The organism is Marinomonas algarum (genome assembly GCF_020532605.1).
Classification (GTDB): Bacteria; Pseudomonadota; Gammaproteobacteria; order Pseudomonadales; family Marinomonadaceae; genus Marinomonas; species Marinomonas algarum.
On sequence record NZ_JAJATW010000002.1, the window covers coordinates 143530 to 160553 of the forward strand.

18 protein-coding genes are annotated in these 17024 nt (G+C 44.5%); 5 read left to right on the plus strand and 13 right to left on the minus strand.

Annotated elements, in window-relative coordinates:
- Positions 1 to 98 precede the first annotated feature (98 nt).
- The 3 genes from LG368_RS02425 (at position 99) to LG368_RS02435 (ending at position 2720) form a co-directional block, all read left to right on the plus strand.
- Positions 99 to 887: a transporter substrate-binding domain-containing protein gene (locus tag LG368_RS02425; RefSeq protein ID WP_226753137.1), complete on the plus strand. Its 789-nt coding sequence runs from the start codon at positions 99 to 101 to the stop codon at positions 885 to 887.
- A gap of 137 nt (positions 888 to 1024) precedes the next feature.
- The gene (locus tag LG368_RS02430; protein ID WP_226753138.1) at positions 1025 to 1972 is read left to right on the plus strand and encodes an amino acid ABC transporter permease; all 948 of its coding nucleotides are present in this window, start codon (positions 1025 to 1027) and stop codon (positions 1970 to 1972) included.
- Positions 1973 to 1985: 13 nt separating this feature from the next.
- Complete coding sequence (locus LG368_RS02435; RefSeq protein WP_226753139.1) at positions 1986 to 2720, plus strand: amino acid ABC transporter ATP-binding protein; 735 nt, start codon at positions 1986 to 1988, stop codon at positions 2718 to 2720.
- Positions 2721 to 2805: 85 nt separating this feature from the next.
- Here the strand turns inward: LG368_RS02435 and LG368_RS02440 are convergent, their stop codons facing one another.
- The 4 genes from LG368_RS02440 to LG368_RS02455 all read right to left on the minus strand — a co-directional run bounded on the left by LG368_RS02440 (position 2806) and on the right by LG368_RS02455 (position 5945).
- Positions 2806 to 3570, minus strand: a complete 765-nt coding sequence (locus LG368_RS02440; RefSeq protein ID WP_226753140.1) for an anti-sigma factor — start codon at positions 3568 to 3570, stop codon at positions 2806 to 2808.
- On the minus strand, positions 3567 to 4136 hold the full coding sequence (locus LG368_RS02445; protein ID WP_226753141.1) for a sigma-70 family RNA polymerase sigma factor: 570 nt from the start codon (positions 4134 to 4136) through the stop codon (positions 3567 to 3569). Before LG368_RS02445 ends, LG368_RS02440 begins: the two co-directional genes overlap by 4 nt.
- A 396-nt stretch (positions 4137 to 4532) precedes the next feature.
- Positions 4533 to 4826 (minus strand): hypothetical protein, encoded by a 294-nt coding sequence (locus tag LG368_RS02450; RefSeq protein ID WP_226753142.1) that lies wholly within the window; start codon positions 4824 to 4826, stop codon positions 4533 to 4535.
- A 15-nt stretch (positions 4827 to 4841) separates the two neighbouring features.
- A complete protein-coding gene (locus tag LG368_RS02455) occupies positions 4842 to 5945 on the minus strand; it encodes a DMT family transporter (protein WP_226753143.1) in 1104 nt (367 codons plus the stop codon).
- A gap of 592 nt (positions 5946 to 6537) precedes the next feature.
- Between LG368_RS02455 and LG368_RS02460 the strand changes: the two genes are divergently transcribed.
- Complete coding sequence (locus LG368_RS02460) at positions 6538 to 7164, plus strand: OmpA family protein (protein ID WP_226753144.1); 627 nt, start codon at positions 6538 to 6540, stop codon at positions 7162 to 7164.
- Between the two features lie 135 nt (positions 7165 to 7299).
- On the opposite strand, the gene LG368_RS02465 is transcribed toward LG368_RS02460, so the two are convergent.
- Positions 7300 to 7782 (minus strand): FKBP-type peptidyl-prolyl cis-trans isomerase, encoded by a 483-nt coding sequence (locus tag LG368_RS02465; protein WP_226753145.1) that lies wholly within the window; start codon positions 7780 to 7782, stop codon positions 7300 to 7302.
- Between the two features lie 356 nt (positions 7783 to 8138).
- On the opposite strand from LG368_RS02465, the gene LG368_RS02470 reads away from it, so the two are divergent.
- On the plus strand, positions 8139 to 11594 hold the full coding sequence (locus LG368_RS02470) for a hybrid sensor histidine kinase/response regulator (protein ID WP_226753146.1): 3456 nt from the start codon (positions 8139 to 8141) through the stop codon (positions 11592 to 11594).
- A 7-nt stretch (positions 11595 to 11601) separates the two neighbouring features.
- On the opposite strand, the gene LG368_RS02475 is transcribed toward LG368_RS02470, so the two are convergent.
- The 8 genes from LG368_RS02475 to LG368_RS02510 form a co-directional block, all read right to left on the minus strand.
- Positions 11602 to 12246 carry a TetR family transcriptional regulator C-terminal domain-containing protein gene (locus LG368_RS02475; protein ID WP_226753147.1) on the minus strand — a complete coding sequence of 215 codons (645 nt, stop codon included), beginning with the start codon at positions 12244 to 12246 and terminating at the stop codon, positions 11602 to 11604.
- A gap of 29 nt (positions 12247 to 12275) precedes the next feature.
- Positions 12276 to 12644, minus strand: a complete 369-nt coding sequence (locus tag LG368_RS02480) for a DUF2750 domain-containing protein (RefSeq protein WP_226753148.1) — start codon at positions 12642 to 12644, stop codon at positions 12276 to 12278.
- 14 nt (positions 12645 to 12658) lie between these two features.
- Positions 12659 to 13348: a pseudouridine synthase gene (locus LG368_RS02485; protein ID WP_226753149.1), complete on the minus strand. Its 690-nt coding sequence runs from the start codon at positions 13346 to 13348 to the stop codon at positions 12659 to 12661.
- A gap of 25 nt (positions 13349 to 13373) precedes the next feature.
- The gene (locus LG368_RS02490; protein ID WP_226753150.1) at positions 13374 to 13904 is read right to left on the minus strand and encodes a GNAT family N-acetyltransferase; all 531 of its coding nucleotides are present in this window, start codon (positions 13902 to 13904) and stop codon (positions 13374 to 13376) included.
- 175 nt (positions 13905 to 14079) lie between these two features.
- Positions 14080 to 14700 carry a YitT family protein gene (locus tag LG368_RS02495; RefSeq protein ID WP_226753151.1) on the minus strand — a complete coding sequence of 207 codons (621 nt, stop codon included), beginning with the start codon at positions 14698 to 14700 and terminating at the stop codon, positions 14080 to 14082.
- A 293-nt stretch (positions 14701 to 14993) separates the two neighbouring features.
- The gene (locus LG368_RS02500) at positions 14994 to 15437 is read right to left on the minus strand and encodes a tetratricopeptide repeat protein (RefSeq protein ID WP_226753152.1); all 444 of its coding nucleotides are present in this window, start codon (positions 15435 to 15437) and stop codon (positions 14994 to 14996) included.
- A 146-nt stretch (positions 15438 to 15583) separates the two neighbouring features.
- Positions 15584 to 16258, minus strand: a complete 675-nt coding sequence (gene cobO / locus LG368_RS02505) for a cob(I)yrinic acid a,c-diamide adenosyltransferase (protein ID WP_226753153.1) — start codon at positions 16256 to 16258, stop codon at positions 15584 to 15586.
- 81 nt (positions 16259 to 16339) lie between these two features.
- Positions 16340 to 16954, minus strand: a complete 615-nt coding sequence (locus tag LG368_RS02510; protein ID WP_226753154.1) for a trimeric intracellular cation channel family protein — start codon at positions 16952 to 16954, stop codon at positions 16340 to 16342.
- Between the last annotated feature and the right edge of the window lie 70 nt (positions 16955 to 17024).

Consider the following 17024-nt stretch of genomic DNA (forward strand, 5'->3'; position numbering starts at 1 on the left):
TGTTTCGTTGAATAAACGGTTTCATTGTATCAATCTTACTTTTTACGATATGCTTATTGCATACACTTTATTTACTTATTACCAAGAAAGAGACCTTTATGAAAAAACTACTATCCATTGCTGCGCTGACCCTAGCGTCTACGGCACCGGCTTTTGCTGATCCTGTTTTAGATGACATTAAAAGCTCTGGTGAGCTAAAAGTTTGTTTTGATTCTGGCTATATGCCATTCGAAATGACGGCGAAAAACGGTCAATACATTGGTTTTGACATCGATTTGGGTAAGCAAATGGCACGTGCGATGGACGTGGACTTTGTACCAGTTAACACGGCATGGGATGGCATTATCCCAACCCTTTTAACCGGAAAATGTCACATCATCATGGGGGGGATGACCATCACGCCTCAGCGTAACACTCAAGTTAACTTTGCTGATCCTTACGTGATTATCGGTCAATCTATTTTGTTGTCACCTTCCCTAAAGGACAAAGTCACCAGTTACCGTGATCTAAATGATCAAGGCTACAATGTTGCGACAAAACTGGGCACAACAGGCGAGCAAGCGATCAAGCGTTACTTGCCTAAAGCCAGCGTTAACCTTTACGAGACGCAGTCTGAAGCCGTACTTGAAGTTGCAAATGGCAAGGTCGATGCCTTCATTTATGACCTGCCTTATAACGCAATCTACAACGCGGAAAACAAAGGCCAACTTGTTCACCTATCAGAACCCTTCACCTACGAACCTCTAGGTTGGGCGGTAGCGCAAGGCAACCACGACACCTTGAACTTTTTGAACTCTTACCTACGTCAGATCAAAGGGGATGGAACCTATGATCGTATTTATGACAAATGGTTTAACGATGATAAATGGTTAAAACAAGTTCAGTAATGATCACGCCTTCATTTTTATGAATGTGAAGAAAAAACAGCGCTGTTAAATGCAGCGCTGTTTTTTTACTATACACTCTACGATCTGATAATGATCGCCTAGCTTTAAACTCGTCTCCCATAAACTCTTGGTACAACATGCAATTAAATCTTAAATCCCTATTCTGGAACGCGATCTTTGTTCTGGTTTTAATCTCTGTTTGTTGGCTTATTTACGCCTCCGGAAAACGCATTGACTACAACTGGAACTGGGAGCGCGTTGTTCCTTACATTGCCACCAATGCCGCTTCGTCAATTAATGCGCCTGCAGACGGTGAAATCGTTCTAGCGGCAAACAATCAGCTTGTCCTGCAAAATCTGAGTGGCGACACCATTGTTGAATTGGGTGGTTATTCCTCTCTTAGTGTTTACGAAGGCGATCTTATTTTTGAAGGTGACAGCCTAGCCACCATTGAAGAGTGGCGTATTGGTCCGATTCTTCAAGGGGTTATTACCACGATCAAAATCTCTGCATGGTCGCTGGTGTTCGCTCTGTTTTTAGGGCTATTTATTGGCCTGATGCGGATATCAAGTAACCCAGCATTGAAGAAACTCTCTGTTGTTTATATTGAACTTATTCGTGGCACACCGCTTCTGGTGCAAATCTTTATTGTCTATTTCTTTATTGGCACCGTTCTAGATCTAGAACGCTTTACGGCAGGGGTCATTGCCCTCTCGGTATTTACCTCTGCCTACGTGGCGGAAATTGTGCGCTCTGGGATTCAGTCTATCCCCAAAGGACAAATGGAAGCAGCTCGCTCACTGGGTATGAACTACCCTAAAGCTATGATTTATGTGATTTTGCCTCAAGCTTTTAAGCAAACCTTACCACCACTGGCGGGACAGTTTATCAACTTAATCAAAGACTCCTCACTGGTTTCAGTCATTTCAATTACCGACTTAACCAAAGCGGGTCGTGAAGTTGTCAGTGGCAGCTTTGCGCCTTTTGAAGTGTGGTTCACCGTTGCCGCGTTATACCTTATTTTAACCAGTGGTTTATCTTGGGCGATTCAAGCACTTGAGAAAAAACTGTCTGCAAGCGACTAATGAAGAGTTCATCATGAAAAATATCATTCGTGCCGAGAAGGTCAATAAAATCTACCCCAACGGGTGCCATGCTCTTAAAGACGTGTCAGTAAACGTAGACAAAGGCGAAGTGATCGTCATTGTGGGTCCTTCTGGCTCTGGAAAGTCCACTTTTCTTCGTACCTTAAATCAGCTTGAAACCATTAATAATGGTGCCATCGAGATTGATGGTATTGATATGTATGCCAGATCAACGGACATAAATAAACTTCGTCAAGACGTTGGTATGGTGTTCCAAGGCTTCAACCTTTTTCCACACAAAACCGCACTGGGCAATGTCATGCTGGCCCCTCTTAAAGTCGCAAACCGTGCTCCAAAAGAGGTTAAAAAAGACGCTGAAAGCCTTCTAAAAAAAGTAGGCCTCGCCGACCGACAGGACAACTACCCTAACCACTTATCAGGCGGTCAACAGCAACGTGTTGCTATTGCCCGTGCATTGGCCATGACGCCTAATATTATGCTCTTTGATGAACCAACTTCAGCACTCGACCCTGAAATGGTCGGTGAAGTATTGGATGTAATGAAAGACCTTGCTAAAGAAGGCATGACGATGGTTGTGGTCACCCATGAAATGGGGTTCGCCAAAGAAGTGGCTGACCGGGTGATGTTTATGGAGGATGGTGAGCTCTTAGTGTCTGATACACCCAATAACTTTTTTGATACTCCCTCTAATCCTAGACTGCAAAAGTTCTTATCAAAAGTACTTTAGTTAGTAAGATAGAACAAGAAAGCGCTCTTATATTGACCATCCCATTTTAAGGGTAGCAAGATAAGCGCGCTTTTTTATTGTGAAATTAAAGCGATGTTGGGTAAAGCTTACCGTGAATAGCGGGACCTGTTGGTAAACCAGTCGGTGAACCGCCTGCGGGCTCAAGACTGATGCCAAAAGTAGCGTGACGTAACGTTCCAGACGCGTAATCAATTTGCTTCTGAACCTGGCCAGTTGCATCCCCTAGTAAGCCTAACGAACGTGGCGATGGCCCAATATCATCCGATTTAATCCACAGCTGATATGTTTTTCCGACTTGCCCCTGCGCTGTAATCGGTCTAACAGTAAGCTGTCGAGTGGCTATGTCTAACGACATAATAAAAGCGGGTTGGCTATCGTCCGACTGAAACGTTGCAATAAATGGTGCATTCGTCTGCTCTGGGGACGAAGGAAGTACTACAAACACAAGTAAACACGCTGCAACAGCAGAAGAACTCAATGCAGCAAACTGCCAACGCTTTAACTTTGCCCGCATCGCTTGCAAGTCGATGATCACTTGATCCTGAGACATTGCATTTACTGTTTGACTCTTCGAAAGCGGTGATTTCTCATTCGCATTCTGTTGGTCAATTTTCGTTAAGATACAATCAAGAAGGTCAGGTCTCGGTGTGCGCTCGTCAACATACTGATTTAACTCGGAAAAATGATTTTGCCAGTCTATAATGGCTTTGTTCAGCTTTGCATCTTGCTTACGTTGCACTTTGACGGCATGTCGTTCGTTCTTGTCGAGCGTGCCTAACACAAACTCCGCAGCCAAAATCTGTCGCTCTTTATCAGTGGCGTTCTTCATAATTTCATACAACCTTGCAACTGCTTAATACCACGGTGTAACCACGTTTTGATGGTTCCCAACGGTTGATTGAAACGTTCAGAAAGCTCTTGTCGTGAATAACCATCTAAATAAGCCGCTTTAATCATCTCTCCCCGTGGTGCACCCAGTTCTGCCAAACACGACTCTAACTTTGACAACTCTTTGCTTTTAGCAAAAGCGTCTTCAGGCGCCATGGAGTCATCAATGATTGAGTCAAAATCTATCTCTTCATCGCTGTCTGGCAACTGATTTTTTCTCACTTCGTCAATGGTACGATTCCGGGCAATCGTTGCCATCCATGTTATAGGAGAAGACACGTCTGCTTGATACGAAGACGATTTCTCCCAAATTTTCAGATAAATTTCCTGCAATATCTCTTCAGATTTTGCATCGTGTTTTAAGATACGATGAACAATACCAAAAAGTTTCCGGTGTGTTGAATGGTATAACATTGCAAAAGCTTCACGATCCTGCTGTGCCGTTTTATTCAGAAGCACGACGAGTGACTCCGAGGTTTGTTGCTTTGGTAAGTTATATTCATTCATAGGCAAATACGATTAAGACACTTATCAACTTATTAGACAATGTGCGCAATGGCACGAGTGTGGGTATTTTTTGGGCTCTAATGGATGAGCTTTTGGTCGATGTATCTTATAGCTTGACGGATTTTTCTAGCAAGAAAACTTTTGTAACTAGTTGTTCCCAACAAAGTGACCTTGGGTCGTAAGAAAGAGAATTAAATTGATAACAGACCGAGTATTAACTCGGTCTGTTATCGTGACATTAGAACTTAGTAACGAACGTTCGCGCTAGATAAAGCGCGGTACTGCTTAATACAACAATGACCACAACGGCCAATATGTCTGCACCAGCAAACCCCCAAAAATCCGACATATACTCACCTCTTTATTAAAAATTATCTCAGTACTCAGAAGTACAGATTAAATTAGTGCCGTATCACGCATGCGTTGACGACCAAACTCATTAAGACGGAATTTAAACAAAATACGGTCTGTACCAAAGTAAGCATGTTCATCAAGTTTCTCTTCCATGCTTTCAATAATGCCACTGGAAAACAAATCCGCTAACGTAACGCGGGTAGTACCACGCCAATACGCACCGCTAACCCCATATTCAGCCATGACCGCTTCCGTCACCTGAAAATCCCAAATACCTTCTTCTTGCTCATCATGTATGAGCTGGAGCAGTCGCCCCTTCATATGCAACTTATTCATAATACCTTCACTTTTTTAGAGTTTTGCCGCAGTACCAGCGGAGTCAGTCGTTTTGTCCGATTTTGCGTCTGTCGATACCGCACGAACCACTTCAAGGACATCACTGCTTTCAGTAAACATAACAAAGCCACCGCCAACAAAAAGCAGCAGACCGACTAAAAAGTTCCATTCAGGCAATTCTAGGGTAAAGATGGCAAGAAAGATGACCGCAAATAGGCCATACAACGCAGCAATCGCTTGCCCACGTCCAACACCAATCAGAGGAAAAGACTTGTACCAAGACACATAACAAAACGCGAACGTCACGCCTGCCAACATCAGCCAACCAATCGCAGCCCAGTTAAACGTACTAACAACCAGTTCAACAACCGGCTGGTCAGTAAACAGATAAATACCAGGTAAAATTAACAAGACCCAATACAAAACTTCAGCGGTAAAACGCACTGTAATCCCCACGTCAGGATCAGCAACATCCAGACCACGGCCAGCAATCGCACCTTCCACACCCCAACCAATGGCTGCCATAGCGCCCCCTAGATAACCTAACCATCCAGCTTCGCCCGTGCCATTAATTTCAGCCACAATGCCGGGGGCATATACGGTTACGCCACCCGCTAACAAGATAAAAATCCCCAACGCTGCACGACGAGTGATTTTTTCCTTGTACCAAAGTCGCGCTAAGGTCGCACCGATAATCGGATACATCAGCGCAGCAATCGCAGCAAAAGCCCCCCCTATATAACCGATTGCCAAATACGATCCGAAAATCGCCATAGGACCGCCAAAAATAGCGCCAATAAAGAACCACTTTGAAATATGACGCATTTGTTTCATAGTGCGTACATATTCGCCTAATTTACCTAATACGGCATTCCACACAAAAAGAAAAATGAGTACAGTAATGGCATTAAAGGTTGTTAGAACAGCAGCTGCTAAAAGTAATTCCGTATTTGTTTCATAGCTTAAATCAACGTAAGGTGTTTCGAACCAGACCGCAGACCCGGGGACATACCAAGCCCCCCAAAGTACGGCAGCCCATAGCGCCCACATAAAGCCCCAGCGTATGCTGCTGGCAGTAAAACGTGCTCGCGCAGCGTTAAGATGATTTGATTGACTCATGATATTTCCTTAAAACTCATTCTTGTCTCCTGTTAACAGGGTAGTTTATGCATTAGCTGAGAGAGACTGATGCAAACCTGAAGGCGCAGAAAAAAACATACGTTGAATAGAATGTATTCAACAATGAACCTTTTACGCCAATTAGCAGTGCAACACTGAATAATAAACAGTGGCACTATATGATGGAGGCCTATCTGTGGTGAGCCACAAACGACCAAAAGGGTGGACGGGCCACCGATAAAAAAACGAGATATCGAGAAACGCATGGGGAAAGCGCTCGAACTGGTTTAAACAGGGAATAAATTGCTTAGTCACTCGCATACCAGGGCGCGTAGACTACCATAGATTAGCGGCTATTTGAGGGAATAAATATTTTTTATACCTTTTTATGTCCTTTTTCTTTACGGTTTAGCCTCTCTTTCACACAAAATTACAATCCAGATACAATGTGACGTAAATGCCTTTCTTACTCACAAAAGCCTTACAAAACACGCTTTTAAAGGCGTATAAGCTACAAAAAGCCCATAGGGCACTTTTTTCAAGCCCATTACACTTATTTGCATTGAACAAAAAGACAAATGAGGTACACCCTATGATCACTCTCATCAAAACCATCAGTACATTCGCTTTTTTACTTACCTTGAGTTGTGCCCTACAAGCCGAGAGTTTATACACCAGTAACCCACACAGTCGTATTATCGACTCAGATGCCGATGGTGTGATTGACGCTCGGGATATGTGCTCGAACACGCTGTCTGGTGCGTTTGTTGACAATGACGGGTGCAGTACCATCACAGAAGAACGCCTTACCATTCAGTTAAAGGTGTTGTTTGATTCAGGTAAAGCAGATTTGAAACACGCTTTTTACCCTGAACTTAAAAAGCTTGCGGATTTCTTAAAAGCGAATCCAGCCGCCACAGCCGTCATCGAAGGTCATACTGACAGCGTAGGATCCGATGAGCTAAACCGCTCTTTATCTCAACAGCGAGCCAGTGCTATTAGTCATATTCTAATTAACAGCTTTAAAATTGATGAGAGTCGCGTCAAAGGTGTTGGCTTTGGTGAAATGAATCCCATTGCAACCAATGAAACCGCATGGGGACGTGAGAAAAATCGTCGTGTGGTAGCGGAAGTGTTGGCGAAAACGTCGTTTCAAGAAGCACGATGGAATGTGTTTAGTATTGATAAAAACACTCAGACAGCGCGTAATAACTACTAACAGCAGTGGAACAGAATCTGAATACTGACTGCTATTGATCTTTGATAATCAATAGCAAATTCCATAAAAAAAGCAGCTTTGTTACCAAAGCTGCTTTTTTGTTTGACTGAGTGTATTACTTTTTGCCATCAACGCTTAGTGCTGATGACCGCCTTCACCGTGAACATGACCATGCTCTAGTTCTTCAGTAGACGCTTCGCGTACATCAATAATTTCAACGTCAAATTGCAATGTTTTGCCAGCAAGAGGGTGGTTACCATCCAGCATAACGCCATCGTCTTCTACAGCGATCACGGTAACAGGCTGTTGGCCGCCAGGTGTCTGCGCCATAAACTGCATGCCAACCTGAATTTCGTCAACACCTTGGAAGTTTTCAGTAGGTACTTTTTGGATCAGCTCTTCGTGTACCGCACCGTACCCTTCTTCAGGGGCAACTGAAACGTCCAACTTATCACCCGCTACTTTACCTTGCAGTGCTTTATCAAGGCCGTCGATGATGTTTTGAGCGCCGCTCAAAAAGACTAACGGTTCCTGACCGACAGACGAATCAAGCTGCTGGCCTTGCTCATCTTTCAATGTGTAGTGCATGCTCACAACCGCGTTTTCAGTAATTTGCATTGTATTCTCCTAAGTAATAAATAATAAGTTATAAGGGAACGAGCGTTTGATACAAGCAAACCTTACGTTTCAACAATAAGCGCGACACAGCCACAACACGAACCCAAACAATAGTTGGTGGCAATATGATAACGTTCCATAAGCGTAATAACTACCGTATACCCTTACGAGATTGGTACGCGCCTTAATTTTTAAAGGGGTTGGGGAATATTCTCTTTAAAAAAATGATTTTTATTCTATTTTGTCCTTGTAAGCGCTTCCGTCAAGACCTAAGTCGTAGAGGATTTCCCTCTCGCCTATGCTACATTTAATAATACAAACGATAACCTTTTAGCCTCTTACAGGTACTGTATTTAATGACTGTTTTCTGGGTTCTTCTGGCCATTTTTTATGTCTTTGGTTTATTCTGGATTGCAATCTGGGGCGACAAAGAAAGCGCGACGGCAAAAAAGCTCACTCGACACCCGTTAGTCTACAGTGCATCTCTGGCCATTTATTGCACCGCATGGACCTACTATGGCTCTATCGGGGAAGCGTCACGTTCCGGTTGGCATTACTTGCCCGTTCTACTGGGCCCTATTTTGCTTTATTTGTTTGCATTTCCTGTATTGCGCAAACTGATTGCCGTCAGTCATAAGCAAAATATCACCTCCATTGCTGACTTCATTTCATCGCGCTATGGCAAGCGTCCGATTACCGCTCCGTTGGTGATACTGATCAGTATGCTAGCGGTTATTCCCTACATTGCCTTACAACTTAAAGCCATCGGTTCAAACTTTGCTCTGTTTGTCCATCACAGCGAATCGTCAAATAACTTGGTTGTCCTTATTGCCACGATACTGATTGGTATTTTTGCCATGTTATTTGGTACTCGCAAAGTCGAAGTCACCGAATACCGTTCGGGTATGATGCTGGCCATTGGTTCCGAGTCGTTATTTAAATTGGTCGCGATCATAGCGGTAGGCATGGTCGCCATACTAATGGCTAAAGACATTGACTTCCAAGCGCTCTATCAAAGCGGTGCACTTTCTGCCTGGAACTCAGAACAATTTCTATCTTTCTCATTTATAATGCAGACCTTTATGTCTGCTGCCGCCGTTATTTGTTTACCACGACAATTCCATGTGACTGTGGTCGACCATCAAAGCAATAAACAATCGAACATGGCCCGCTGGTTGTTTCCCTTGTATCTCTTGATTTTCGCCGTCATCATCCCGCCGATCGCCATCGTCGGTCAGCAGTTATTTGCTGGAAACGTCAATCCCGATACGTACGTCATTCAGTTTGCCCTAGTATCAGACAACTTACCCCTGCAGATGCTGATCTTTTTAGGCGGCATGTCGGCTACCACCGCCATGATTATTATCGCCACCTTTGCGCTGAGCATTATGATCAGTAATGATGTCATTTTACCTCTCATGCTGGCTCGTGCCAGTGCACAACAACAATCACTCCCCTTATACCGTCGACGTATTTTAATCATACGCCGTCTGGCCATGCTGGGCATTTTGTCGTTGTCTTTCTTGTACTATCAAAAAATGGCCAACAATGAATCTCTGGCGGGAACGGGCGTGCTGGCCTTTTCCTTAGTTTTGCAGTTAATGCCAGCGGTTATCGGGGGGCTATATTGGAAACGGGCGCATGCTTATGGCGTTTATACAGGTCTGACGCTGGGCTTTTTGTCGTGGGTTTTATTGATGATGCTGCCCCTGACAGGGAACCTTGACTGGGGACTAGACAACGCCCAATCACGCTCTGAAATGATCAGTTATGGCGCTTTTATCAGTCTCATTGCCAATCTCGCGGGGTATGTCGTCGGCTCATTATTATCAACTGAACGGCTCATTGACCGCATTCAAGCAACCGCGTTTGTTAGCCTCAAAACAGAACAAGAAAAAGGGCTGTTTAAACCCAAAAGCAAGGCGACAAACAGCGACTTTACTGTGCTGATGGAAACCTTTTTAGGCAAACAAAAAAGCCAACACGTTCTTGCAAACTTTGAACGCGACTATGGCGAAACCATCACACCTAGCCTGACACCCAGTCGTTTTTTTATTGACTATTGTGAACGTATTTTAGGCGGTGTCCTAGGAGGGTCATCGGCTCGAACCATTATAAACTCCCTCTTGATTGATAAAAAAATCAAGGTAGAAGAAATGGTCACATATCTTGACGAAACCACTCAGGCCATTCAATTCAGCCAAAACCTGCTGTTTGTTTCTATGGACAACCTCGACCAAGGCATCAGTGTGGTCGATAAAAATTTACGAATTGTGGCGTGGAATAAAACCTATCTTTCTCTCTACCCCTATCCCGAGGGCATGCTCAAATTAGGTCTGCCGGTAGAAGAACTGATTCGCTTTAATGCTGAACGAGGTGAATGTGGCGTGGGCGACATAGAAGAACTCGTCAACAAACGTTTAGAGCATTTACGTAAAGGCACAACCCATCGATTTTTACGCCGTCGCAGCAGCGGACGCGTTATCGAAATGGTAGGTAACCCTTTACCCGATGGCGGCTTTGTCACCAGCTTTACTGATGTCACAGAACACATTGAAAGTCAGCAAGCGCTCAAAGAAGCCAATATTGACTTAGAAAAACGGGTCGAAGCGCGCACTGAAGAGGTCCAAGGTGTCAACCAAGAACTCTTACAAGAAATCGATCGTCGTAACCAGGCAGAAAAAGCACTCATCAGTGCGAAAGCGGAAGCCGAACGCGCCAACGCCTCTAAAACCGAATTTCTTGCCTTGGCAAGTCATGACATTTTACAACCACTGAATGCGGCTAAACTGTACATGGGCATTTTGCAATCGACGTCTTTACCGAAAGACACCAGTCAAGTGATTGAACGCTTGTCCGATTCCCTAGAATCAACGGAAGCACTTATCTCGACTCTATTAGAAATTGCGCGTTTAGATCAAGGTGCCATTAAACCCACCTTAGTCGATTGCGATCTACAGGATATTCTCACTCCCATCGTTCAAGAATTTGACGTTATCGCCGACAGCAAAAACATTCGGCTGACAACGCATTTACGCCCTTTTCGAGTACACACAGACCCTATTTATCTGCGTCGTATTATTCAAAACTTTGTTTCTAATGCGGTTAAATACACCCGTCAAGGTCGCGTACTGCTGAGCGTAAGACCTCGAAATGGCGTAGTGTACTTACAGGTATGGGACACAGGCGTGGGTATCCCGCAGAGCGAACAGAAGAAAATCTTTGACGATTTTTATCGCTGGGAGAACACACAAGAACCTGGTATGGGGTTAGGATTGGGCTTGGTACGCCGTATGCAAAAACAGCTTGGACTTGCGACGGAAATTCATTCCACACCGGGCAAAGGCAGTTGTTTTAGCATCGGTATTCCCATTGCACAGAGTCGCCAAACAGAAACCTCACAGGCACCAACAAAAGTCAGCACGCAACACGAAAAACTCGCTACCTGCTATGTTTGGTGTATCGATGATGAGCAGAATAACCTCACCGCAATGAATACCCTACTGACGCATTGGCAATGTGATTGCCGCACTTTTAATCGTTTTGATGATGCATTAAATGCTGATGGCGAAGCGGAGTTGTTGTTGGTCGATTATAACCTAGACGAAAATCATAATGGATTGGCGCTGATCCAATCATTGCGCGATCGTGCTCGTAAAAAGATTCCAGCCGTATTAATTACCGCCCTGAGAGACCCAGAACTGGTTGAGGAATGCCAGAAACTGGGGATTACCTATATGGCAAAACCCGCCAAACCCGCAAAATTACGGGCTTTGGTGCAACACATTCATCAATTAAGAGAAAATACCTGACACCATGTCAGGTATTTGATGATGGCTCTGATGTCGGTAGCGTCAGACCGCAGCCCGTCAAAATAATACCGCTCACTGTGTCACCGATACGTTGCAAATCGGTGTCTTCTAATGACGTCACGCCACTGAGTGCCAACACTTGTGCTTCAAAGTCGGCATAGTGTTGCGTTGTTGCCCAAATCATATAAATTACACTGGCAGGGTCACAAGAACGCATTCGTCCTGCGTCCATCCAGCCTTGTAACAACGCCATTCGAGAAGCAAACCAAGGCTGCAATTCTTGCTTTAAGTAATCACCAATATGCAGCGCACCACCAATGACCTCCATAGCAAATAACCTTGATGTACCCGGCTTCTCAAAGCTTTGCTTGAGTTTCTCCCGAATAAAACGGTCTAATACAATCGCTGGATCGTCTTCTAACGTGGCGCGATCAAACAGATCGTTCCACCCCATTAATGTCTGATCTAAGACGCTTTTATACAGATTGGCTTTTGACTGGAAGTAATAAATAATATTTGGCTTCGGCAGACCAGCGCGCTCTGCAATATGTTGCAGACTCGCACCGTTGTAGCCTTTAAGGCCAAACTCAATCTCAGCGGCCTCTAAGATTTTTTCAAAGATTTCTTCCCGATGATTCTGACGCTTACTCATGAAACTCTACCATCCTTATTAAGAGACATTTACGCCAATAGGTCTGTTAATGCTTGCGCCGTCGATAGCTTCCCTTCATCTTCAATATTAGGGAAAACAGCCACCGTAATATTATCCAACGCAAGACTTGGCAACCATTCGGCTTTAAATTGTGCCAACGGCACAGCAACGGCTTCACAATCGTCCCAGTCCTCTATGGCCCATTGACTAGCAAACTCTGCATCAGGCCACACCATCACACAGTCACCGTCATCTGTTTCGACCATAACAAAGCCTTCATCATTACTCAGGCTCCACACTTGTTCTGTGTGTTTAACCTGCTCAATAAAATACGCTAAACGTTCACTGTCAGACGCGACTAATAGTTGTACGCGCTCATCCATGGATAATTCTTTCATTGTGCTCTCTCTCTTTAAAAGTACGCGACTTCAACGTCGGTTAACTCACGAAATTCGCCGATGGCTAAATCCTCATCCAGTGAAAGGTCGCCAATTTGATCACGGTGAAGCTCTTCCACTTTGTTACCAACCGCCGCTAACATACGTTTCACTTGGTGATATTTGCCTTCTTGAATCGTCAAATAAATATCACATTCACTGATGCGCTCTGCTACCGCAGGCAAAGTGGGTTGATCTTCACCATGCAACATCACACCAGCCTCTAACTGCTTTAATGCGTTGTCACTAATGGGGTCCGCTAACAGCATCTTGTACCGTTTTGCACAAGCATTACGAGGCGACGTAATACGATGTAGCCATTGACCGTCGGTTGTTAATAGCAACAAGCCCGTGGTGTCCTTGTCTAAACGACCCACAATGTTCAACTCTTGACCTAGGTGAGGCGGCACCAAATCCAGTACAGTTGGATGATCAGGGTCATGGTTCGCACACACATACCCGGCCGGTTTATTCAGCAAGTAGTAGCCCTCTGAAGGCCACGCTAACAGTGTGTCGTCTAGACAAATTTGATCGCCTTCTTTTACGGTGTAATTGGCTTTTTTCACCACGTCTCCATTCACCGTCACACGGCCTTTGGAAGCGGCAATCTTGGCGGCTTTACGCGCCAGTTCAGTCACATGGGATAAATAAAAATCAAGTCTCAAGGGTATCGCCTATGGCTTTGTTAAATTAAGAAAATACTTCGTGGGTGGTTTCAATTTCTTTGTAGAAGAAGGTCGCATTATGCAACATACCATTCGCACTGCGGGTATAGCCCGGTACTTCACCAAAAGCAATGTAACCCATGTTGACGTACATATCATGGGCAATGTCATCGCTTCTCACCTCTAAAATCAGTAGGTGTCTCTGCATGGCAGCGGCTACTCGCTCAACACCTTGCATAAGAATACTACCCAGACCATTTTCCCGAACGTCTGTGTGCACCATAAGCTTCTCAACATCACAACGATGCAATGCGTTGGCTTTTGGCGACATGCCTATTTGTACACTGCCGACCACTTTGTCGTCTTCGCGCACCAGTAACACCTGGCGTGCATTGGCTTGCAGATCGTCATTAACCGACTGCCAATAAGACTTTGCTTCCGCATCGCTCATTGGCGGTAGGAAACCAATTGGAGCACCAGAGTCTACGGCATCACACAGGAGTTCAATTAGGTCATCGAGATAGGGGTTAAGATTATCAACTTTGAGCAGTTCCAAAGGGGGGTCCTCTGCATTTGGATTGCGCTAATCATACCTGAGCAAACCACGCTTAGGAAATATCAGACACTATTAACCCAAATACCGCCCCAGAATGCCTATTCCAAAAAAGACAGCTAAAAAAAGACGACTCAAGCCGTCTTATACTCATGCCGTAACATTGAGGCAGTATTCACTACACATTCCCCATATAACGTTCGGGTTTGTGGTTGACAGCAATAATTAGGTTCAACGCCACCGCCCCAACAAAAGAAATGAGAATCAAGCTGTAATCCACAACAAAGACAGACATAAGCACAATGACACAATCCACTGCCATTTGAAATTTACCCATGGAAATCGCGTATTTTTCCGATAAATATCGCGCCAAAATATTGAGTCCACCTAAACTTGCATTGTGGCGAAACAGCATCAGAAAGCCCACGCCCATCAAAAAGCCCCCTGCTACGCTGGCGTACAGAGGGTTGAGCGTTTCAAAGGTAATCAACATTGGCGTGATATCGGAAAAAACAGACAAACAAAAGACGGATAAAAAGGTCTTGAGGGTAAATTCCCAGCCAAAATGCACCCATGCCAGCACATAAAAAGGCAAATTGATTAAAAAGAAAGCCTGACCAAAACTGAATGACGTCGAGTACTGCATCAGAAACGCCAACCCAGCTGAGCCACCCGTTAAAAGGCCAGCATGAGTGAAAAGGTTTACACCCAAAGCAATAATTAAGGTTCCCAACATCACCGCCTGAGCATCTTCAAGGCGTGTGTGTTTTTTGACTGCAGGTATTTCAATAGCGGACATAGGGGCTCTCTCAGCGACAATAGATAAAATCGTATTCCAAAGATCGCTCTTAAAAGCAGAGTGCTTTGGTCTAATATGCCGAAAGATTGTAGAGAAAAATTTGCTTAACAACAGCTTTCAAAGACAGTCTCTTTTCGCACTGACAGGTAAAGTGTCTTGATTGCTTGACACTTGATCCGCAAGCCCCTAAAGCACCCTAATCAGGCGCTTATACAGGAAGCTTCCAAACACCATGCCTATCGCAAGAAAGAGCAATACCCAATGCAGACACTCTGTCCAGTTCATATCAAACATCAATGATGAGCATGAGCAACAGGGATCGCCACAGCGTGGGCTAACGAACGCATTAAAGCGCGCCCCTGAGCGGATACTTTTTGACCAAAACTTTGAGTAAACAACTCCCACTCAAAGCGAATATGATTGGCTGTACGCATAATAAGATCACGTTGTTCATCATTAACATCAGAACGAGCAATGATAATTTGCAAAAAGTTAACCGCATTTTCGAATTGCGTATTTGCAGAAATGTAATCGCCTAACGCTGTGTAAGATTCGGCAATATTGAGGTAACTGACGGCAGCAGCGGCCACTGTGGATTCCGCATCTTGATAAAAATCATCATCAAAAGACCGCTCAGCATGCAACAGCGCTTGGCGATTTAAATCCACCGCTTCTAAAAAATCGTGGTTTGAATACGCTCTGTTAGCATGTCTTGTTAAACGTTCCCAGTTTTGCATGGCGATCTCCATTGTCTAAAATGATAAATAAAAGCACTTAACGAGAACCATTATCATAAAAGAAAACAAAGAAAGCCAGTCTATTTGAGAATTAATCTCATTTTAATCGCTTTATTTAACTTGCCTATAAAATAAACAAAGGCTGCCTACCACTCAATCCCTACTTGCGCCTTAACACCACTGGCAAAAGCATGGCGTTCATTAGCGATCTTGCTGTGTGTGTCTACACTCTCTAAAAGTGCTCTCGGTGCTGTGCGCCCAGTCATCATCACATTCTGATGTGCCGGTCTCGCGGCCAGTGCGGCAAGCAAATCGGCTTCGTCTAGATAACCGTACTTGTACATATAAGTAATCTCATCGAGCAAAACAAAGTGCACAGCAGGATCAGACAAAACCTGTTTGGCCAACGCCCATGCTTGTTCGGCCGCTTTTTTCTCTCGTTCTGGATCTCGTGTTTCCCAAGTAAAACCGTGCCCCATTACATGAAAACCCACCTGCGGATGCGAGCCAAAGAACAACTGTTCTCCTGTCTCTTTTCGACCTTTGATGAACTGAATCACAGCAGCTTGCTGTCCATGACCGAGCGCTCGTGCCATTGTACCAAATGCACTGGAGCTTTTTCCCTTACCGTTGCCCGTGAGTAAAATCGTTACGCCACGCTCCTCTGTCGCAGCAGCAATACGCTGATCCACTACGGCTTTCTTCTTTAAAAGGCGCGCTTCATTTTTTGCGACTTCCCCAGTTGTGTCTGTATTGTGTGCCGCGTCTTTAGCGAGAACAGTGCCTTTATCGGATGTTGTACTCTGTTGCGAATTACTCATAAGTTTTCTCTTTCGTTAAAATGAACCCAGCAAGGCGATACGAATTGACCTCACATCGAAAAAACACCTTCCCACCTTGTACTACTTCTTTTTATAAAGCAGCCAGCTTGGAAAATACAAATCTCGATGAATCGCAAACACCCTCAGTATAAAAATAAAGCCTACAGCGTAAATCGAGTTAAACTCATGAAAAGGCATATTTTTTTGAAGTAACACAAACAATATGGCACCAAGCAAAGCCGGCGTTCCGTAAAATTCACGCCCCAATACCAGAGGTTCACGGTTACTCAATACATCACGAATCATACCGCCCGCAATGCCAGTCACCACCCCCATAAGAATCGCGATAGGCGAAGAAAAACCTAGGCTCATGACTTTTTCCGTTGCAACAACAGTAAACAAGGCCAAACCAAAGGAGTCGGCATAATGGAAAACTTTACGTCTATCGTCGACATGAGGCATAACAAAAAATGCCGCCACCGATGACAGCAAGGCCACCCAAAGATAAGAGGTATCTTCCACCCAATAGACCGTCTCAACCGACAGCACCGTGTCCCGAATAGTACCACCGCCCAAGGCCGCTACCATCCCGAGAAACACCAAACTGAAAAGATCCATGTCTTTTTTACCCGACGAAATAACGCCTGTAATAGCAAACGCAGCAATGCCAAACATACCTAACCAATAGAGCAACATGTTATTTTTTCTCAATCGAACATCAGAAGGCTTGGTGAATACCAAACCGCACACTTCCCAAAGACAGCCT